Genomic DNA, 18,899 nt, shown 5'->3' on the forward strand with positions numbered 1-18,899 from the left:
ATGTGGTTGGCTGTGGGGGATGAGCCTGGCAGGGCTTGATGGGTTGTTTTTGCTGGCCCCTTCGCGAGCAGGCTCGCACACCGGATCTTTGGTGTTCACAAATCCCCTGTGGGAGCGAGCCTGCTCGCGAAGAACGATAACGCGGTCTACCGGGTAGGCACCCGCCACAAATACCACGCCGCCACCGTCCGATACGGGCTCCACCCCAAACCGATCTCCACCATTTGCTTGCGCGTCGGCTGCACCTCCAATCCCTTCAGCCGTCGATAGCCCTCACGCACGCCAAAGTCATCGGCCGGCAAGATATCCGGCCGCTCAAGGCTGTAAATCAGCAACATCTCGACCGTCCAGCGCCCAACCCCGCGCAAGGTGATCAAGCGCTCGATCAATGCCTCATCGTCCATGGCCAACGCCGTAGCATAGTCGGGCACCACGCCATCCAGCGTCGCTTGGGCAATCCCCTGAATGGTCGCGATCTTGCCCGCCGAAAACCCGCAACTGCGCATCTGATCAAAACCGGTCGCCAGGATCTGCTCCGGCCGTGGAAACGAAACCGAGGGAAACAACGCCAGCAAGCGCCCGACAATCGCATCCCCGGCTTTGGCGTGCAGTTGCTGGTAGGCGATTGCCCGCACCAGCGACTCATACGGATCGCGAGCCGCATGCGGTTGATGCAGGCACGGGCCGACGGCGGCAACGTGGCGCGCCCAGTCTGCGTCGAGGGACGCCAGAAATTCGGTCGCGGGCCTATAGGGATCAGGCATGGCGATCAAGCGTTCCCGGCTGTTTTCAGCAGGGCGTTCACTTCACCGTACGTCAAAGCCTTGAGGTGACTGCTGTCGAGTTTGCCAGTTTCCAGAAAACCCTTGGCCAGCCCGGCCATGGCGCCATACAGGAATTCGGCGATGCCTGATCCGGCGCTCAGCCGCCGCACGCCCAGTGCTTTCAGCGTTTCCGGTGAAGGCAGGCTCGCAAGCCCCAGCACGTTCACCGGCAGCGGGGTGCCTTGGCACAGCGCGGCGATTTCGTACTCCGCCGACACGCCCGCCGCGAACAACCCGTCGGCACCTGCCGCTTGATATAGAGCTGCACGCTTGAGTGTCTCGGCAACGCGATCCTCGGCCGGCACCAATCCCTTGAGGTACACATCGGTGCGCGCATTGATGAACAGCTTCACATTGCGCTGATCCGCGACCTTGCGCGCCACTTCGATCTTGCGCACCAGCAACTCGGGCGGGGACGCGCCGTCCTCGATATTGATCCCGACCGCACCGGCAGCAATCACTGCTTCGATCACTTGTGCGACCCGCGTCAGGTCATCGGAATAGCCGGCCTCTACGTCCACGGTCAACGGCACGGAAATCACCCGGGCGATGGACTCGACGGTCGAGACCAGACGTTCAAGGGGCAGGGCGTTGCCGTCCGCATAACCATGGGCCCAGGCCACCGCCGCGCTGCTGGTGGCGACGGCTTTACAGCCCAGTTGCTCGACGATGCGCGCCCCGGTGGCGTCGGCGACGTTGGTGAGGATCAGCAAGCCTTCGTGGTGCAATTGGTGAAATTGTTTGTCCATCGAATGTCCTTCCTTATGACGAGTGAGGCAATCAGAACGCCAGTTGTTGGGTCATCTGCATCGCGGCGTTTTCCAGCCGCAGCAGAAACGCCTTGCGTGGTTGTCCTCCACCATAGCCGGTCAATGAACCGTCTGCACCGATCACCCGGTGGCACGGCACCACGATGGCTAGCCGGTTGTGCCCGTTGGCAAGGCCCACCGCGCGACTGGCGCCGGGCTTGCCCAATAACCTGGCGATGCTGCCGTAGGTGCTGGTCTGGCCGTACGGGATGTGTGCCAGTGCAGCCCAGACTTGCCGGGCGAATTCGCTGCCGGGTGTATGCAGCGCCACGGTGAACTCGGTGAGTTTGCCGGCGAAGTACTGCGCCAGTTCGGCTTCGATTTGTTGCAAGTGCACGTTGTGTCCCGGCGCGACCGCGTAGCCGTAACGGTTTTGCAGTTCTTCGACTTCACGGGTCAATGCCGGGCGGTCGAGGAATTCCAGCAGCACCAGCCCGCGACGCTCAGCCATGGCGATCATCGGCCCCAGTGGCGTGGTCAGCCGGCTGAAGAGCAGCGGTTCGCTCTGTGCGGCCCGTCCCGGGGTGATGTGGAATGACTTCTGGAACGCATCACGAAAACCGCTGAGGGATTCATAACCCGAATCGAAGGCCGCGCTGTCGATGGAATCGCCTTGTTTGATCCCGCCCAGCGCCATACCGAGGCGGCGGGTGCGCAGCCAGGCGTGGAAGGTCATGCCGAAATGCTGCTTGAACCAGCGCCGCAACTTCAGCGGCTCGATGCCCTCGGCCAGCAACTGGGCGTCGGTCCAGCGTTGCTCGGGATCGGCGTCCACCGACTTCAGCAGCGTCTGCACCCAGTCGGGTGCGATGGCCGCAGCGTCCAGCGGCTTGCAGCGCAGACACGCGCGATAACCCGCCGCCATGCATTCATCGGCGTGCGCAAAGAACTCGACGTTCTCCGGTTTCGGCGAACGCGCCGTACAGCCGGGACGGCAGAAGATCCCGGTGGTTTTCACGGCCGTGAAGAACACGCCTTCGTAGGCAGTGTCGCGTTCGAGCATGGCGCGAACCATTTCGGCGTGGGGCGGCAGCACAGCGGTTTGTATGTTCATGGGCTGAGCATAAAACCCTGCGGGCGGTGACTCCACCGGAAAATCGACAGTGAATTTTTGCGGTCCTGGACTACAGTGTCCGGGTTACCGGTCATGCAACTCTCAGGAACTGATTTCATGCATCCGTTCACGATTCAACACATTGATCACATCGTGCTGCGCGTCCAGAACTTGGAGCGCAGCATCACGTTTTACGCCCAGGTATTCGGCGCCGAACTGGTCAAGCGCCGCGACGATCTGGGGCTGGTGCACCTGCGCGCCGGGACTTCCATGATCGACCTCGTCAGCCTGGACGGTGAGCTCGGGCGCAAGGGCGGGGCTGCCGCGGGTCAGGAGGGGCGTAACCTCGACCATGTCTGCCTGCGTATCGAACCCTTTGATGAGGCGGCGCTTGTCAGTCACTTGCAGTCGTTTGGTCTGGCGCCGGAGAAAGCGGCCACGCGCTTTGGTGCCGAAGGTTATGGCTTGTCGCTGTATTGCTTCGACCCGGATGGTAATCAGGTTGAGCTCAAAGGGGCGTCCACTGATCAGGCTTAGGCATCCCCAAGCCGCTATCGTAAAAACTCGATTCGGGGCAAGCGAACTTCAAGGCATCAAACCGGCCACTCGATAGGATTCGATCATTTGGTCGTACACCGAAATGTCGTTGCGCCCTCGCGACACCAGTTGCGCACCTTGAATGGCGGCAAATATCGACAGTGCTTGCCGTTCAAGTGCTTCTGGCTGAACGTCTGGCTGTTTCAGCGCCAGCACCTTGGCCAACCATCGAACGTTCGTGTCCGTGAACCCGTCCACTTCGACGCGTACTTCGGCCGGGAGATCGTGGTGCTCGGCCGCCAGGATTCCGCACAGGCACATCCGGTTGTCGTTTTCCAGGGCGGCACGGAAGGCGGCCGTGTAGTCCTTCACCATCGACGTCGGATCCTGTGATTCCACCAGCAACTGATCCAGATACGCAGCGGTGTCTTCGGTGTAGCGTCGAGCCAGAGCAGCACCCAAATCACCCTTGGTTGGGAAGTGGTAGTGGATGCTGGCGCTTTTGATCCCCACTTCTTTCGCCAACTCGCGAAAACTCAATGCGTTGTAGCCGCGGGCCTGCACGACTCTACGCGCTGCTTGCAGGATGGTTTGCTTGGTATCGATTGTTGTCATGCTGTTTTTGCCTACCTATCGATAGATATCGGTTGACCTGAACGATCGCTGGCCGCATTGTCTACCTCCCGATAGATAGATGGCAATGGAGTTAACGTGAAGATCTACGATATCCCCGGTTTTCCTAGCCCGTTACGTATTCGAGTGGTCATCGCCGAGAAGGCATTGGCGTCCCAAATCGAATTCATCAAGATCGATTTGCCGGCAGCCGAACACAAACAAAGCGCTTTTTTAGCGATCAACCCCACCGGCACCGTGCCGGTTCTGGAGCTGGATGACGGTACTTATCTGTCCGAATGCACGGCCATTACCGAGTATCTCGACAACCTTGATGGCAATCCCACGCTCACCGGCACAACGCCGAAAGAGAAGGGGATGATCCACATGATGCAGAAACGCGCCGACGACCAGCTCATCGATGCCATCGGCATCTATTTTCACCACGCAACCGACGGGCTCGGACCTCAATTGAAAGCCTACAAAAGCCCGGAGTGGAGCGACCGGGTCGTATGGGGTGAGATGCACCGTGAGAAAGCCATCAATGGCATGAGGTATTTCGACCAGGTCTTGAGATCGCAGCCCTACGTGGCCGGCGATCAATTCTCGATGGCGGATATCACCGTTTGGGCGGGCCTGATCTTCGCCGGTTTCGCTCAAATTGCGATTCCGGATGAGTGCACTGCGCTCCTCGCATGGAACGCAAAAACAGCTGAGCGGCCAAGCGTGAAAAGCCCGGCCTGATCCTGTCTGACGTTTGTACTGCGCCCCGGCCGTCAATCGGTACGGGGCGTTTGCGTTTTCGTTCAGCGTATAAGCCGGAGATCGGGCTATGCCGGGCTTTGTTGAACGAAGCGCTCAAGCAGCCACCTGCGCTAAAAAATGTCGGACGTTTCTTTGATTTTTAGCAAGCTTTCACGCGTTTAACGATGCGTGTTTAAAAACACTTGGTGTTACGTCCCGAAGGCTACAAGACCTTGCGCCGTTACCTACGATCAAGCCAGAATCCGCCGGCTTGTGCGGCTACGGGGTGGGCTATATCGTTTCCCTGTCACTGAAAAACAGTGATCGGGTTTGGTAGCCCGTTTAGAAGCCGCATGACAACACCTTATGTAGTCTCTTTTTGGGACTCTGTATTTATGGTGGTCATGCGTGGGGCTCCATTGTGAGCGCCGGGTTTCCAGCTTCTACCGGTCTACCAACCCACGTATGGCCGCCACCCCTTCGTTTGGTAGCGAGGGTGATGGCTCCTCAATATTAGAAGTTGGAGTTCATCTATGTTCAAAGTAACGCCTAACCCACCGGACACCGATTCACCCGATACCGATCCGCCAACCGCGGATTCAGTATCCCCGTACGAATCCCTCGACCCAAAAAAACTCCATGACGCCGCCGAACGCGCGCTCAATTTCTATCTCAATCCGGCGGCGCTCATGAACAACACCCCACGTAAACCCAGCACCATTTACATGATTGCCCCGGATGTCGACCATGAAACCTTGCTGGTCCAAACGTGCGAGAACATGGCGTCGGCCAGTGTCATGGCCAGCAACGTGGCAGCGTTGCTAGAGGGAACTCATCGCAGTAACGTCCTGGCCCTGCAGCAGGTCATCATGCTGGGGGAGCTGGCGGTGAACCGAATGCTGGATAACTTCGTTCCGCCCAAGTAATCGTTGCATCCCGTTGGCGGGGGAGCTTGTTTCCTCGCCAACACCGCTAGGCGCCGGCCAACGCATCGATCCGAGCCGCTATCCATTTACGGCCATACGCAAGCACGCTCTCTGCCAGGGCGGTCGGAAAGTGAATAAACCCGTGAGGACATGACGCCAACACATGCACCTCAACCGGTGCCGACTTCATCCAGCGAGCGGCTAATTCGAGTGTGTCGTCCTTCAGGGGATCCAGCTCACCGGCAAACATCAGCGCCGGCGGGAAACCCGTAAAGTCGCCGTACAACGGTGACAAGGGTGGCTGCCGGCGTTGCTGGTCATTCAGGTCCGGCGTTAGCCTGCGCAACGCTTCAACCATGCCGGGACCGTCCAACACCAGCGTTTCTGAAGGGGCCGCACGCACGCTCGCCGTTCCCGTCAAATCGTAGACGCCGTAATACAACAGCGCACCGCTCACCCGTTGAAGCAAGTCGGGTGATAGCGCCAGCAACGTTGCCGCAGCAAGATGCGCCCCGGCCGATTCACCGACGACGATCACGGGCAGGCCGGCAGACTCTTCACAACTGTCATTCAGTAACCAGCGTGCAGCACACAGGCAATCCTCCATCACATCTTCAATCGGCGTCGATAGAGCAAGCCGGTAATCGACCGAGACGACCGTGACGCTGCAGGTATTCACCATCGCAAGGTTGAAGTTGTCATCCATCTGCGCATTGCCGATCACCCAACCGCCACCATGGAAATCCAGCACAACGCCCTTTGCTTTACCTCTGGGCCGGATGATCCGAACGGGCACTGAAGCGCCGCCCACACTCACCACTTTTCTTTCAGCCTTGAGCCCATGCCTGAGCAACTTACCTGCACCGCCGATTTGACTGGCGCGCAGCAGAGCCTGGATCAGACGAGGGGTGATGCGATTGCGGATTCGAAAGCGCGGCAACCAGGCGAGCTTTTTGTTGAAATCGCGCACTTGCGCCAAAGCCCCCCCGTCAGCAGGCCATAGCGATTTGATCCCCTCGTTAGCATTCGTCATCAGCGGTTGTTGCGCAAGATGGCAAAATTCAACGCAGCGGCGACGCAAAGCCACCCAAGGTAAGGCAGCAGAATCAAGCCAGTGATGACATCAAGCTGCAACGCCATCACCACCATCACCGCGACCACCAACCAGAGCAGCGTCAGGATCAGCATGCCGGCGAAAATGCGCTGCGCGCCGAAGAACACCGGTGTCCACAGTGTATTCAACGCAATCTGCGCCGCCCATAACGCCAACACCTCCTGGCTTCCAGGTATCAGGGTCAACCGGTACCCGGCCCAGGCGAGCAAAAGGTAGATCGTCGACCAGGCGACTGGAAACACCCAGTTGGGCGGGGTGAAGCCGGGTTTGACCAGCGATTCGTACCACTGGCCCGGTTTGAAAAAGAAGCCTGTGCTTGCGGCGGCACCGCAGGCTAGTAGAAAAACAAGAAAGGTCATCATCCATCCTTAGCTGAGGTCAGTTGTCTGGATCTGCAAGCCAGGTCGGCAGCATTAAAGAGATGACGCCCGGTGACGCGAAAAGTTTGGATGGAGGGATGACATTTCTCGAACGAAAAGTCGGGAAGGGGACGATGTCGTACTTAAAGAGCCATCCCCCCCGTTTGATTACGCCCGCTTAGCCATCAACAACACCGAAGCTGCCGCCGACAGCAACCCTGCACAGCACCGGTTGAAAATCCGCTTGCCACGCGGCTCGGCGAACCAGCGACGCATGTGCAAACCCATGTAGGCGTACGCACTGATCGCGATCCATTCCAGCATCAAAAACAGCGCACCCAGCAGCGCGAATTGCGGCGTTACTGCGCGAGTCGGGTCGACAAACTGGGGCAGGAACGCGGTGAAGATCAAAATGGCCTTGGGGTTGCCGGCCGCCACCAGAAACTCCTGCCGCGCCAAGGCCAGCACACCGACGGGGGCTCGGGTGTCAGCACGCTCGGCGCCAGGGTCGGCGCGCCACAATTGCCAGGCGAGGTAAAACAGGTACGCCGCGCCGACGATCTTGATCCCGTAGAACAGCACTTCGGAGGTTTGCAGCACCACGGCCAATCCGGCGGAGGCGAGGGCGATCATGCCGGCGAACGCCAGCAACCGACCGATTCCGGCCACGCAGGAAGTGCGATAGCCGTAGCGTGTCGAGTTGCTGACCGACAACAGGTTATTCGGGCCGGGCGCCATGTTCAGGGCAAAGCAGGCGGGCAGAAAAAGGGTGAGGGTGGCGAGGTCCATGGCGAGTCTCCGGAAACGAGAGCGCCATTTTTATCATGGACGTTGTGCGGCTCGCCCCGTACAGCCATGAGCGCAAGCCGCAGTACACTTTTATCTGGCGAACTTTCTCGCGCCTGCCACGCAGAGGATCACCGCCACGGTGACCCCGAGCATGCCGAGGCTGACCTGTTCGTGCAGCAACGTCGCCGCCAGCGCCAGGCCGAAAAACGGCTGCAGCAGTTGAAGCTGTCCCACCGCCGCAATACCGCCCTGCGCCAAGCCGCGATACCAGAACACGAAACCGATCAGCATGCTGAACAGCGACACATACGCCAGGCTCAACCAGGCCGGCATGGTGATTGCGGACAATGAAACGGGCATCCGCCACACCGTCAGCGCGGCCATCAGCGGTAGTGACAACACCAGGGCCCAACAGATCACCTGCCAACCGCCCAGTGTTCTGGAAAGTTTGGCACCTTCGGCATACCCCAGGCCACACGCCAAAATCGCCAACAGCATCAGCAAATCACCGACAGGCGATGCGGTAAGCCCCTGGGAAACGGCAAAGCCGATCACCAGCAAACTGCCCAGCACCGAGAAAAACCAGAACGCCGGTCGTGGACGCTCGCCACCCCGCAACACGCCAAACGCGGCCGTGGCGAGCGGCAGCAAACCGACAAAGACAATGGAATGCGCCGACGTCACGTACTGCAACGCCAATGCCGTCAGCAACGGAAAGCCGACCACAACTCCCAACGACACGATGATCAAGGGCAGTAACTGGCTGCGTGCCGGGCGTTTTTCCTTGAACAGCCACAACATGCACAGCGACAGCACGCCGGCGATGGTGGCCCGGGCGACGGTCAGGAACACCGGGTCGAATTCGAGCACGGCCACGCGGGTGGCGGGCAGCGAGCCGCTAAAGATCAGCACGCCAATGAAGCCGTTGATCAGCCCGCTGGCGTGCTTGTCCAGCGTCGGTCTGTTGAGCGTTGAGGTCCTTTCCATGTGGCGTCTCCGTGTCAGGTTGCGTGAAAGGCATCCTATGATCCAGGATTAAGAACAATCAAAAAATTGTCATGGATACATCCCACGATGCCGCGCTCCCGCTACAAGTCCATGGTGGACACCCTGGCCGCCGATATTCACTCTGGGCGCTTGCTGCCCGGCACACGCTTGCCCACGCATCGTCAGTTGGCCGCCAGCGAAGGCCTGGCGCTGGTCACGGCCAGCCGGGTGTATGCCGAGCTGGAAGCGATGGGACTGGTCAGTGGCGAAACCGGGCGCGGGACCTTTGTCCGGGAAACCTCTTTGCCGCCCAGCCACGGCATCGATCAGCCGGACGTTGCGCCGGGTGTGATTGACCTCAACTTCAACTACCCCGCACTGCCGGGGCAGGCCGACCTGTTGCGCAATGCCTTGCGCCAGCTCGCGTTGTCCGGCGACCTGGAATCGCACCTGCGCTACCAGCCCCACTGTGGGCGGGCGCATGAGCGCGCCTCCATCGCCCGCCATTTGCGCAGCCGCGGCCTGACGGTCGAGGCCGACAACGTGTTGATTGTCAGCGGCGCTCAACATGGCCTGGCGGTGACGCTGATGGCGCTGCTGCGACCCGGTGACGTGATCGCGGCGGACGCGCTGACCTACTCGGGTTTCAAAGTGCTGGCCGCCACGCTGCACCTTGAAATCGTGCCCATTCCGGTCACGGAGCAGGGCCCGGATCTGCAGGCGCTGGAGGACCTGTGCCGCCGCCGGACGGTGCGCGCCGTCTACACCATGCCGACCCTGCATAACCCGATGGGCTGGGTGATGCCGGCTGACCAGCGCGAACGCCTGGTGTCGATTGCGCGCCAACACGACCTGCACATCATCGAGGACGGGGCTTATGCGTTTCTCGCCGAAGACGCGCCGCCGCCCATCGCCGAGCTGGCCCCGGAGCGGACGATTTACGTGTCCGGTTTTTCCAAGAACGTCGCCACCGGCCTGCGCGTTGGTTTCATTGCGGCCCCTGCGCAAAACGTCGCCGAACTCGAACGCACGATCAGGGCGACCACCTGGAACACTCCGGGTGTCATGACGGCCATCGCTTGCGCCTGGCTCGAGGATGGCACCGTCACCCGGCTCGAAGCACAAAAGCGCGAAGACGCACAGGCGCGGCAAAAGCTGGCTGATGAGGCGCTAAGCGGACTTGCAGTCATCCGCCATCCGTCGTCGTACTTTCTGTGGCTACCTTTATCGGAAGACGCACGGGCAGACCAGATTGCCGTGGCGTTGATGCGCGAGCAGATCTCGGTGTCCACCGCCGAACCCTTCGCGATTTCGCTGCATGTTCCGCATGCCTTGCGGTTGGCGCTGGGCTCGGTGGACATGGACACGCTTCGACACGCGCTGGTGAAAGTGAAGTGGGTGGTGGAAGCGCATACGTAAACAGTGCCGCTCTCTGGTCGTCTGAACTACAATTTGCCTCACTTTTTTGGAGGCCAGACGGTCGTGGATGTCCTTTCGTTTGTCTATGACTGCCTGTCCCGATGGGTGATAACCCCGGTTACCCATCAGTTTCTTGGCATATTCGATTTGAATGGCCGCTTCGGCCTATTGTTTCTTGCGTCCTCCTACAGCGTTGCCTATGGGCTGTTCCGCTTCAGGAAATCTCGTGGATTGACGCACGCACGGACCTTCTGGCAATTCATCGGCGGCCGCCAGGTTCATCTGCATCGGTCGGCGTTGCTCGATTACCGCTACTACTTCATCCGCGCCATTCTGAAAGTCATGCTGGTGCTGCCCATCGTTGCGCTGGTGGATCCCTATGTCCTGCGCTCCGCCGACTACATGCGCTTTTTCACCAACCTATGGGGCGCGCGCATTCAAGTCGAGGAACACCTGGCGTTGTCGCTGATCTATGGGCTCGGCGTGTTTATGGTCAAGGATTTCGCCAACTACTGGGGCCATCGGGCCTTTCATACGCGTTGGCTGTGGGACTTCCATAAAGTCCACCATTCGGCCCCGGTGCTGGTTCCGGCGACGGCAAGCCGGATTCATTTTGTGGAGAAAATTGTCGAGAAGCTGACGAATACGCTGTGCATCGGTGCCTTTGCCGGGGTCTTCTGGTACGCCTGTGGCGGCGAAATCAGCCGTTACACGCTGTTTGGCGTGACCTGGATGGTGTTGATCCTCAACGGTTTCGCGGCCAACCTGCGCCATACCCATGTCTGGCTGTCGTTTGGCCCCGTGGTCGAGCATGTGCTGAACAGCCCGGCCCAGCACCAGATCCATCACAGCGACGCGCCAAGGCACGTCAACAAGAACTTCGGTATCAACCTGTCACTCTGGGACTGGATGTTCGGCACGCTCTACGTCACCACCTCCAGACCCGAGACGCTGCGCTTTGGCACCGGGGACGCGGATCACTCGCGCTACCTCACGGTGTACAGCCTGGTCGTCACGCCCTTCGTGGACGTCGCCCGCAAAATCCGCCGGATAAAGCGCCCGCAGACGGTTGCGCCAACGGCCAGAGAAATGCCCAAAGGTCTTCCTCTTCGGTAACCATCCGTCAGCAATCAAAACCATGACCTACGCTTGTTCACAGACGCATGTTCAGTGAGCAGGGGTTGCTCCTGAGCGCGATTCAACCGGCACCTACAAAAACAAGATCAGGAGACCGCTCATGTTCGCTTTGTTCCGTCGTTTCAATTACGTCGCCGCCGTGGCGATTACCGCTGCCGCACTCTCGACACCCGCCATGGCGCTGGATACGGTCAAGTTCATGGCCCCGGGGTCGGTCGGAGGTGGCTATGACCAGACCGCCCGTGAGCTGGGCAAAGCCTTGATCGAGGCCAAAGTCGCTAAATCCGCCACCTTCGAAAACAAGGGCGGGGCTGGCGGGACGCTGGGGCTGGCGCAGTTTGCCAACAGCACCAAGGGTGAACGCGATGCGTTGCTGGTGGTGGGCGCGATCATGGTCGCGGGCATTGAACAGAACAAACCGCAAATCACCTTGAAAGACGTGACACCGATTGCCCGGTTGTTCACGGAGTACAACGTGATTGCGGTGCGCAAAGAGTCCGACTTCAAAACCCTGGAGGACTTGCTCAAGGCCTTCAAGGACAAACCGACCAGCATCACGTGGGGCGGCGGTTCCAAAGGCTCGATCGATCACATCGGCATCGCCGAACTGGCCGGCAAAATGGACATCCCGGTGAACAAGGTCAACTACGTCGCTTTCGCCGGTGGCGGCGAAGTGGTTGCCCAGGCGCTCGGCGGGCAGATCAAGGTGATCACCGGCGGTTATGCCGAACTGGGTCAATACATCAAGGACGGCCAGTTCCGCGTGCTCGCCATCGGTGCGCCGGAGCGTGTGCCCGGCATTGATGCACCGACCCTCAAAGAGAAAGGTTACGACGTGATCATCGGCAACTGGCGCGGTGTGTACGGCGCCGCCGGCCTGAGCCCGGAGCAGCGTAAAGAACTGACCGACGCCGTTGTCACGGCTTCCAACAGCCAATCCTGGAAAGACAACATCCAGACCAACGCGTGGTCGCCGTCCGTGTTGACCGGCGATGAGTTTGGCAAGTTTGTCGACGAAGAACACGTACGGTTGCACGCGATGCTGGTCAAGGTCGGGCTGCTTTGACATGGCCGGGCCGCGCAATATTGTGCCGCCACAATTGGCGATCGGCCTTGGCCTGATCGCCATCAGTGTCGTTCTGGCGGTCGGGGCCTTTCGGTTTCCGCCCGAGATGGGTTTCGTCATTTTGGGCGCGCATGTCTATCCCTACGGACTGGCGGTGTTCCTCGGCGTGGTCGGTTTGCTGCTGAGTTATCAGGCCGTTACCGGTGGTTTTCGCGAGTTGGCGGACCACGATGACGAATCGGCCAAAGCACTGCCCGGCGGCAAACGGGGTGTGGCGTGGGTGACGGCGGGACTGGTAGGGGTGGCGGTGCTGATTAACCTGATCGGCTTCGTCCTCGCCGCCGGGCTGTTGTTCGTCTGTGCTGCACGCGGGTTTGGCAGTCGCCATCCACTGCGCGACCTGGCCATCGGCATTGCCCTGACGCTGCCGATCTACTGGCTGTTCAACGCCGGGCTCGGGGTTTCCCTGCCGCCCCTTGTCAACGCCTGGATCTGATCCGGGCCGAAGGAGATCAACCCGGTGGATATTCTTGCAAGTCTGGCGATGGGGTTTTCCGCCGCGTTGTCGCCGATCAATCTGATGTGGGGTTTTATCGGCTGTCTGCTCGGCACGGCGATTGGCGTGTTGCCCGGCATCGGGCCGGCGCTGACCGTGGCGCTGTTGCTGCCGATCACCGCCAAGGTCGATCCTACTGGAGCGCTGATCATGTTTGCCGGTATCTACTACGGCGCGCAGTTTGGTGGCTCGACGACCTCCATTTTGCTTAACACGCCGGGGGAATCGTCCTCCATGGTCACGGCCCTGGAGGGGAACCTGATGGCCCGCAACGGCCGTGCCGGGCCGGCGCTTGCCACGGCGGCCATCGGTTCATTTGTGGCCGGGACGATTGCCACGATTTTGCTGACGCTGTTTGCCCCGGTGGTTGCCACGTTGGCGCTGAAATTTGGTCCGGCGGAGTATTTCGCAATTCTGGTGTTGTCGTTCACCACGGTGTCGGCGGTCCTCGGCGCGTCGATGCTGCGCGGTTTCGCCTCGCTGGGCGTGGGCCTGGCCATTGGCTTGATCGGCCTGGATTCGACCTCGGGTATTGCCCGCTACACGCTGGGGGTGCCGGAGTTGGTGGACGGCATTGAAGTGGTGTTGGTGGCGGTGGGTTTGTTTGCCGTGGGGGAGGCGTTGTACAGCCTGTTGTATCAAAAAGAAGAGGCCAGCAACCGACACCGTTTGACCTCGTTGTGGATGACCCGCGCCGACTGGAAACGCTCGGTTCCGGCCTGGCTGCGCGGCACGCTGATCGGGTTTCCTTTCGGTTCGATTCCGGCCGGTGGGGCCGAGATTCCGACGTTTCTGTCCTATTCGGCCGAGCGCAAACTGAGCAAGTACCCGAAAGAGTTTGCCGGCAGCAAAGGCGAGGGCGCGATTGAAGGTGTGGCCGGGCCTGAGGCGGCCAACAACGCCAGTGCGACCGGCTCGTTGGTGCCGCTGCTGACACTGGGCATTCCGACCTCCGCCACGGCGGCCATCCTGTTGGCCGCGTTCCAGAACTACAACCTGCAACCCGGCCCGATGCTGTTCCAGACCTCGGGGGATCTGGTCTGGACCCTCGTCGCTTCGCTGTACATCGGCAACGTCATCCTGCTGGTGCTGAACCTGCCGCTGGTGGGGTTGTGGGTCAAGCTGTTGCAGATCCCGCGCCCTTACCTGAACGCCGGCATCCTCGTGTTCGCCACCATTGGCGTGTACGGCATGCGTCATTCTTCGTTCGATCTTTTGCTGATGCTCGGCATCGGCTGGGGCGGGGTGTTGATGCGGCGTTTTGATTTCCCTGTGGCGCCGGTGATCGTGGGTATGTTGCTGGGTCCCATGGCTGAGAAGCAACTGCGTAATGCCCTGTCCATCAGCGAGGGCGACTGGACAACCTTTCTCACCCAACCCATCGCCGCATCGTTCCTGGCACTGACGTTGCTGGTGCTGATCGTCCCGCATCTGCTCCACGCCCGGGGCATCAAATTGCACGAAGACGATTGAGAACACGCAACGCCTGCAGCAGTTGCCGAAGGCAGTTTTCTTCAATACGCGGAGCGGGGCGCTCAGTACCTTGAGCGCTGATTTTCCTGAATTGAAGAAGGTGCTCGATGAGTCTGTTGATTTCCATGGCAACGTTTGCACTGGTGGCGTCGATAACGCCGGGGCCGGTGAACATTGTGGCGTTGAGCTCGGGCGCGCAGTTCGGGTTTCGCGCCAGTCAACGGCATGTCGCCGGGGCTACGCTGGGGTTCGTTTTGTTGCTGGTGTTGATGGGGCTGGGGCTGCATGAGGTATTGCAGGTGTGGCCGGCGCTGACGCGAGTGGTGCAACTGGCGGGTGTGGCGTTTCTGTTGTTCATGGCCTGGAAACTGGCGGCGGACGATGGTCGTCTCGATGCCAAAGCGACGGGCCGGGCGCCGTCGATGCTGTACGGCGCGGTCATGCAATGGCTCAACCCGAAGGCCTGGCTGGCCTGCGTGGCGGGGATGGGCGCCTTCGTCGCGGACGGCGAGGCGCGGTTGGTGTGGCAGTTTGCGGCGGTGTATCTGGTGATCTGTTATGTGTCGGTGGGCTGCTGGGTGTACGCGGGGACTTTTTTACGCGGCTACTTGAGCAACCCGGCGGGCATGCGGCTGTTCAATCGGAGCATGGCGTTGCTGTTGGCAGTGTGCGCGATTGGCCTGATGTTGTCGTAGGTCCGCGCCCCGTCAAACGGGGCGCGGAATCAGTGCAAACGAATGCTAGCTCAAGCCGCTCAGGGCACTTTCAGTCGCGACAGTGAGCGGGTTGAACCGGCCCTTCCTCAGCTCTGCAATCGCATAGATCGCGCGCGCCGTGCGGCCATTGCCATCGACAAAGCTGTGGAATCCGAGGAATGCGCCCAGCGCCTGTTTGGCGAAATCCTCGTGGCCAGGATCAAGGCTTGCGAGGTGCTGTTCCAGGAGCGCTGCACCAGAAACATTGGAGGGGTATCGGGCCTCTGCCGTCGGGCTGCGGAAGCTTCCTGTCACCTCGGGCGCGATACGCCGATGTAGCGCGTTATAGACCGAAGGTGACGTCAGAGGCGCGTCGTTGACAGTGTATTCGCGAAGCACATCGCTGATTTTGTCAGCCTCGTTTCGAGAGTTGGACGCTTTGAGAATCCAGGCGTTTGCCCGCTCACCGTCAGCCGTCAATCCATTGGGGTTGAAGGTCAGTTCATCGAGGATGCCGTTGTAAGGTGCCTGGCCCAGATCTTTAACGATCAGGGCATCTTGGTGCGCGCGCATCGCCGTCAGATTTCTGTGCTCCACCTTCAACAGATCATGGAAGAGTTCTGACAACGTTGTGTGCTCCTTGAACTGATGCAGGTTGTTCAGGGAGAACTTTGCCGCCTGCTGGCGCACCAGACTGTCGACGATGTCTGGATCCAAGAGATTTTTGAGCAACCGGGCAGGTTCGGACTGAAGCGCAATGTCGATCAGTGAGTTCTCCAGTAAATGTTGTAGCTCCTGCTCGGGGATGTTTTTCAGCAGCTTCGCGTCAGGAGCACGCAGATGTTTGAGCACTTGGTCCGCAGTCTCGATGCTATCGGCCTTGAAAATCGTTCGTGCATGACTGACGGTGTCCAGCGACTGGCGGATCTGCGCTGCCGCGCCGGTATGGTCGACGGCTCTGAGCAGGTCGTAGGCATTTGCGCCGGTCAGAAAGCGCAATTGCTGCCGGACTCGATGCGGCGTTGCCAGGGAGTGAGCACCGAGTTTCTTCACACCTCTGCCCAATAACTTGCCGCCGCCCTTGAGTAGTTGCGGCACGCCGTCCAGCGGGTTGAACAGAGTAAGGAGGGTCCGGCTGAGCACTTTGGATGCCGACAGTAACCGGGTTGCCACGGTGGCTGCCTTGGCGGTGGTGGCGGCAATTTTCCCCGGTACGGCTGCAAACGATACAGCGAGCAATGCCGCGTCCACGACGCATCCGGAGATTGCGTTCTTTTGTCGAGAAGGAACACCGGACGACAGCTCCTCGATGCACTCCTTGAACGGGATGATCAGATTAAGAAGGGTGTTGAAGACGGCGTCGGTCTTTTCAATGGCCCGTTCGCGTTCGGTCTGATCGAAACTCAGTTGTTTGACCTCGTCTTCGGTGAAGTACGGATTTTGTTCAGCAATGAGCCTCCCGATCGCCATTTTGCGCGGGGACAACAACGAGGGCGGCGCAGGGGCCGAATCTGCGTCCTCCAGCGGCGACTTGAGTTCACCGATCTTGCGGATAAACACTTTGGACTGGCTATTGTCCCGAGGCTCAAGGTTTTGCAGGTAAGCCTCTACATCAACCGGTATTCTCTCGATGATTTTGTGGTCAGTGTGTTCTGGCTCAAAGTCATTCAGGTCGCGGCCCGATAGAGGACGGAACAGGGTTTCAAGTTTTTGATTGGGCCGGCATTCCAGTCGTAATGGAAAAAGCTCATAGCAGCGAACGTTGTCGCGCCATTTCGCACAAATAATCACGCCAAATCGACCCGTTGCTCCCGGAGCGGAAATCGGATCAATGACGATGCCTGGTCGTGCGGCTGAAAATGTCTGTGTTGTATGTTGTCGAATGCAGTAAATATCCAGCGCGCCATATTCCATGTGTTCGGCGTCTTCAGTTTTTAATTGCGACAGTGCAATGGCAATGCTGCTGGCCAGCGCTTCTGTGGTGCCTTGGTAATGCTTGTTAACAGCGTGTTCATGCAGGTCGGCAACCGGAAACAGTTCGGCCAATCCAGGGAATGATTGATAGATACTGTTGCCCCGGGGGCGATCCCAAACCTCGGTGTGCAGTTCATCGCCCATGTAAAGATCGATAACCGAGACTTTCCTTCCTGCACCGCCACCTGTACCACGATGTTTAACCAGTAGTTCTTCGGGGTCACAGTCCGGTACTTGGGATTTCAGTTCTTTCAGTGCAAGCGGCTTGCGATGCGGTAGCGGTTCACCCAGTGTGTTGGCGGCGCTGGTTATCAGGTCCACATAACGCTGGTATTCATTCAAGGCGAGGCTTACCGCTTCCTGGCTCAGGCTGCCATCAACGTCCCGGGCAATCAGCTTGTTCATGAAGGCCCAAGTGATCACGGGGTCCGCCGTGTGTGCAGCGAATACTGCCTCCAGTTGAGGGCTGAGCGTCGACAGTCGGCTAAAACCCAGCAAGTGCTGGTAGCTCATGCTTCGGGAGATGCCCGGGACGATAGCCTCTGCAAAATGTACGGATTGGGTAAAGACGACCCAGCCCGGGGTGCCGATCCGTAATGTTTGGGGTAGATCCCGCGCCAGGTATTCAGGCGCCATCCCCCCTAGAATCAACTCCACCACCAACGGCGCAATGATGACGTGAAGCTGAAGGGCGTCGACCAGGTGCCGTTCCAGTTGCTTGCGCACTTCTGCAGGGTGGCTGAGCAGGAAACGCTTGGAGTAGAGGTCGAAACCCGCAAACGTGGTACTGGCGTTATCGGCCTCAGGGTCAAGGTCAAGCAACATCACCGCAATCATTAATTGCTCGATGAACTGCGGCGTTAGCGTTGGGGCATTTTCTTCGGCGAACCAGCCGAGTGCATCGATATACGCTTGCCCGTTATCTGCCGAACTTACAGCGCTGTCGATCAGGTTCCTCAGTCGGTAACTCTGGTGGGTCGGTAGTTTGTCGGCAGAAATGCTTTCGAGCACCACTGAGCGACCATACAGGGCCGCCAGTGAAATCTCGCCACCCGTTTCGTCTTCAATGACTCGACGAATGATGGCGCGGTTTTCTTCGGTCAACTTGAATGGCGACTCTTGCGGGGTATCGAGCAGCTGCCAATAGTTTCCATAGGGTGAATTCTCGGAAAGCGTGGCGAAATTGAGCAGGTCGATGAGTTCTTTAGCACTCGCTTCAGTGGTCGGTAGTGGCAAGCCGTGGAAACGTAGCCATTGACCAACGGCCATCTGATCGCTCGACGTAACAAGCCCGCCGGTCAGCTTCGCAATACTCGCTAGTTGGTTCAGGTTTTCATCAAAATCCGCGACACCGGTGAAATGATGAGTGATGTCCACACGCGCGGAATAGTAGGCGACAGTAATGTCGGTTTCCTCACTCTGGCGGCTGCTGATATTTTCGTAGACGTAATAGAGGTGAGCCTGTTGATCAACCTGGAATGCCACACCTGGCGGGATGAAGTGCGCGGATCTGATCCTGACAAAGTCCGGATGCCGAATCATTCTCCTCAGGCTTAACATTGCCGATTGATGGAGGGCGTCCAGGTCGGAATCGGTGGCACGGGTGACGGCTAAACGATCCCACTCCCAATCAATTTGAACGATCTGGTATTGATCGCTCAGCAAGTTGTAAATAGCTTCGGCAACTAACTGTTTTTGATGTGTGTTGTTGGTTTGGAAGAGTGCGTTATTCAAGTTGAAGCTCCATCTTCTGGTTGTGAAGTGAGGCGGAGCTTAATTGAGTGCGTGAGTGATAGTTGTTGCGCTTCTGTGTCTGTGTGTTGC

18 protein-coding genes are annotated in these 18,899 nt (G+C 59.3%); 9 read left to right on the plus strand and 9 right to left on the minus strand.

Annotation, left to right across the window (positions count from 1 at the left end; translation table 11 throughout):
- Nucleotides 1-146 precede the first annotated feature (146 nt).
- The 3 genes from AC07N8_RS28690 to AC07N8_RS28700 are packed head-to-tail and all read right to left on the minus strand — an operon-like array spanning nucleotide 147 to nucleotide 2,687.
- The gene (locus tag AC07N8_RS28690; protein WP_493147060.1) at nucleotides 147-764 is read right to left on the minus strand and encodes a DNA-3-methyladenine glycosylase family protein; all 618 of its coding nucleotides are present in this window, start codon (nucleotides 762-764) and stop codon (nucleotides 147-149) included.
- A 5-nt stretch (nucleotides 765-769) separates the two neighbouring features.
- Complete coding sequence (locus AC07N8_RS28695) at nucleotides 770-1,573, minus strand: isocitrate lyase/PEP mutase family protein (RefSeq protein WP_493147062.1); 804 nt, start codon at nucleotides 1,571-1,573, stop codon at nucleotides 770-772.
- Between the two features lie 31 nt (nucleotides 1,574-1,604).
- Nucleotides 1,605-2,687 carry a bifunctional transcriptional activator/DNA repair enzyme AdaA gene (locus tag AC07N8_RS28700; RefSeq protein WP_493147066.1) on the minus strand — a complete coding sequence of 361 codons (1,083 nt, stop codon included), beginning with the start codon at nucleotides 2,685-2,687 and terminating at the stop codon, nucleotides 1,605-1,607.
- A gap of 117 nt (nucleotides 2,688-2,804) precedes the next feature.
- Here AC07N8_RS28700 and AC07N8_RS28705 point away from each other — a divergent pair, with 117 nt between their 5' ends.
- Nucleotides 2,805-3,224 (plus strand): VOC family protein, encoded by a 420-nt coding sequence (locus AC07N8_RS28705; protein ID WP_493147068.1) that lies wholly within the window; start codon nucleotides 2,805-2,807, stop codon nucleotides 3,222-3,224.
- 48 nt (nucleotides 3,225-3,272) lie between these two features.
- Here AC07N8_RS28705 and AC07N8_RS28710 read toward each other — a convergent pair whose 3' ends face one another.
- Nucleotides 3,273-3,839 (minus strand): TetR/AcrR family transcriptional regulator, encoded by a 567-nt coding sequence (locus tag AC07N8_RS28710; protein ID WP_493147072.1) that lies wholly within the window; start codon nucleotides 3,837-3,839, stop codon nucleotides 3,273-3,275.
- 96 nt (nucleotides 3,840-3,935) lie between these two features.
- On the opposite strand from AC07N8_RS28710, the gene AC07N8_RS28715 reads away from it, so the two are divergent.
- Both AC07N8_RS28715 and AC07N8_RS28720 read left to right on the plus strand, forming a co-directional pair.
- Complete coding sequence (locus tag AC07N8_RS28715; RefSeq protein WP_493147075.1) at nucleotides 3,936-4,580, plus strand: glutathione S-transferase; 645 nt, start codon at nucleotides 3,936-3,938, stop codon at nucleotides 4,578-4,580.
- 533 nt (nucleotides 4,581-5,113) lie between these two features.
- Nucleotides 5,114-5,506, plus strand: a complete 393-nt coding sequence (locus AC07N8_RS28720) for a DUF6124 family protein (protein WP_493147078.1) — start codon at nucleotides 5,114-5,116, stop codon at nucleotides 5,504-5,506.
- Between the two features lie 46 nt (nucleotides 5,507-5,552).
- On the opposite strand, the gene AC07N8_RS28725 is transcribed toward AC07N8_RS28720, so the two are convergent.
- From AC07N8_RS28725 to AC07N8_RS28740, 4 genes are all read right to left on the minus strand, one after another.
- Entirely contained in the window at nucleotides 5,553-6,539 is a 987-nt protein-coding gene (locus AC07N8_RS28725) for an alpha/beta hydrolase fold domain-containing protein (protein ID WP_493147082.1), read from the minus strand.
- Nucleotides 6,539-6,979: a tryptophan-rich sensory protein TspO gene (gene tspO / locus AC07N8_RS28730; RefSeq protein ID WP_493147084.1), complete on the minus strand. Its 441-nt coding sequence runs from the start codon at nucleotides 6,977-6,979 to the stop codon at nucleotides 6,539-6,541. Before tspO ends, AC07N8_RS28725 begins: the two co-directional genes overlap by 1 nt.
- Nucleotides 6,980-7,147: 168 nt before the next feature.
- On the minus strand, nucleotides 7,148-7,768 hold the full coding sequence (locus AC07N8_RS28735) for a LysE family translocator (protein ID WP_493147086.1): 621 nt from the start codon (nucleotides 7,766-7,768) through the stop codon (nucleotides 7,148-7,150).
- Nucleotides 7,769-7,858: 90 nt separating this feature from the next.
- Entirely contained in the window at nucleotides 7,859-8,755 is an 897-nt protein-coding gene (locus tag AC07N8_RS28740; protein WP_493147088.1) for a DMT family transporter, read from the minus strand.
- Between the two features lie 87 nt (nucleotides 8,756-8,842).
- Between AC07N8_RS28740 and AC07N8_RS28745 the strand changes: the two genes are divergently transcribed.
- The 6 genes from AC07N8_RS28745 to AC07N8_RS28770 all read left to right on the plus strand — a co-directional run bounded on the left by AC07N8_RS28745 (nucleotide 8,843) and on the right by AC07N8_RS28770 (nucleotide 15,101).
- Nucleotides 8,843-10,174 (plus strand): aminotransferase-like domain-containing protein, encoded by a 1,332-nt coding sequence (locus tag AC07N8_RS28745; RefSeq protein ID WP_493147090.1) that lies wholly within the window; start codon nucleotides 8,843-8,845, stop codon nucleotides 10,172-10,174.
- Between the two features lie 63 nt (nucleotides 10,175-10,237).
- Nucleotides 10,238-11,290, plus strand: coding sequence for a sterol desaturase family protein (locus AC07N8_RS28750; RefSeq protein ID WP_493147091.1), 1,053 nt, complete (start codon nucleotides 10,238-10,240; stop codon nucleotides 11,288-11,290).
- A gap of 121 nt (nucleotides 11,291-11,411) precedes the next feature.
- Nucleotides 11,412-12,377: a tripartite tricarboxylate transporter substrate binding protein gene (locus AC07N8_RS28755; protein ID WP_493147093.1), complete on the plus strand. Its 966-nt coding sequence runs from the start codon at nucleotides 11,412-11,414 to the stop codon at nucleotides 12,375-12,377.
- A 1-nt stretch (nucleotide 12,378) separates the two neighbouring features.
- On the plus strand, nucleotides 12,379-12,873 hold the full coding sequence (locus tag AC07N8_RS28760; protein ID WP_483844067.1) for a tripartite tricarboxylate transporter TctB family protein: 495 nt from the start codon (nucleotides 12,379-12,381) through the stop codon (nucleotides 12,871-12,873).
- A 24-nt stretch (nucleotides 12,874-12,897) separates the two neighbouring features.
- Nucleotides 12,898-14,406: a tripartite tricarboxylate transporter permease gene (locus AC07N8_RS28765; protein ID WP_123435635.1), complete on the plus strand. Its 1,509-nt coding sequence runs from the start codon at nucleotides 12,898-12,900 to the stop codon at nucleotides 14,404-14,406.
- Nucleotides 14,407-14,513: 107 nt separating this feature from the next.
- Entirely contained in the window at nucleotides 14,514-15,101 is a 588-nt protein-coding gene (locus tag AC07N8_RS28770; protein WP_483844068.1) for a LysE family translocator, read from the plus strand.
- Nucleotides 15,102-15,146: 45 nt separating this feature from the next.
- Here the strand turns inward: AC07N8_RS28770 and AC07N8_RS28775 are convergent, their stop codons facing one another.
- Entirely contained in the window at nucleotides 15,147-18,809 is a 3,663-nt protein-coding gene (locus AC07N8_RS28775) for a hypothetical protein (protein WP_493147095.1), read from the minus strand.
- Between the last annotated feature and the right edge of the window lie 90 nt (nucleotides 18,810-18,899).

It is taken from the genome of Pseudomonas sp. GW821-FHT10C09 (assembly GCF_059415465.1).

What these genes read in the sequence shown, in the direction of transcription:
- AC07N8_RS28690 (WP_493147060.1), bottom strand. Translation starts at nt 764, where the DNA reads ATGCCTGATCCCTATAGGCCCGCGACCGAATTTCTGGCGTCCCTCGAC.
- AC07N8_RS28695 (WP_493147062.1), bottom strand. Translation starts at nt 1,573, where the DNA reads ATGGACAAACAATTTCACCAATTGCACCACGAAGGCTTGCTGATCCTC.
- AC07N8_RS28700 (WP_493147066.1), bottom strand. Translation starts at nt 2,687, where the DNA reads ATGAACATACAAACCGCTGTGCTGCCGCCCCACGCCGAAATGGTTCGC.
- AC07N8_RS28705 (WP_493147068.1), top strand. Translation starts at nt 2,805, where the DNA reads ATGCATCCGTTCACGATTCAACACATTGATCACATCGTGCTGCGCGTC.
- AC07N8_RS28710 (WP_493147072.1), bottom strand. Translation starts at nt 3,839, where the DNA reads ATGACAACAATCGATACCAAGCAAACCATCCTGCAAGCAGCGCGTAGA.
- AC07N8_RS28720 (WP_493147078.1), top strand. Translation starts at nt 5,114, where the DNA reads ATGTTCAAAGTAACGCCTAACCCACCGGACACCGATTCACCCGATACC.
- AC07N8_RS28725 (WP_493147082.1), bottom strand. Translation starts at nt 6,539, where the DNA reads ATGACGAATGCTAACGAGGGGATCAAATCGCTATGGCCTGCTGACGGG.
- tspO (WP_493147084.1), bottom strand. Translation starts at nt 6,979, where the DNA reads ATGACCTTTCTTGTTTTTCTACTAGCCTGCGGTGCCGCCGCAAGCACA.
- AC07N8_RS28735 (WP_493147086.1), bottom strand. Translation starts at nt 7,768, where the DNA reads ATGGACCTCGCCACCCTCACCCTTTTTCTGCCCGCCTGCTTTGCCCTG.
- AC07N8_RS28740 (WP_493147088.1), bottom strand. Translation starts at nt 8,755, where the DNA reads ATGGAAAGGACCTCAACGCTCAACAGACCGACGCTGGACAAGCACGCC.
- AC07N8_RS28745 (WP_493147090.1), top strand. Translation starts at nt 8,843, where the DNA reads ATGCCGCGCTCCCGCTACAAGTCCATGGTGGACACCCTGGCCGCCGAT.
- AC07N8_RS28755 (WP_493147093.1), top strand. Translation starts at nt 11,412, where the DNA reads ATGTTCGCTTTGTTCCGTCGTTTCAATTACGTCGCCGCCGTGGCGATT.
- AC07N8_RS28760 (WP_483844067.1), top strand. Translation starts at nt 12,379, where the DNA reads ATGGCCGGGCCGCGCAATATTGTGCCGCCACAATTGGCGATCGGCCTT.
- AC07N8_RS28770 (WP_483844068.1), top strand. Translation starts at nt 14,514, where the DNA reads ATGAGTCTGTTGATTTCCATGGCAACGTTTGCACTGGTGGCGTCGATA.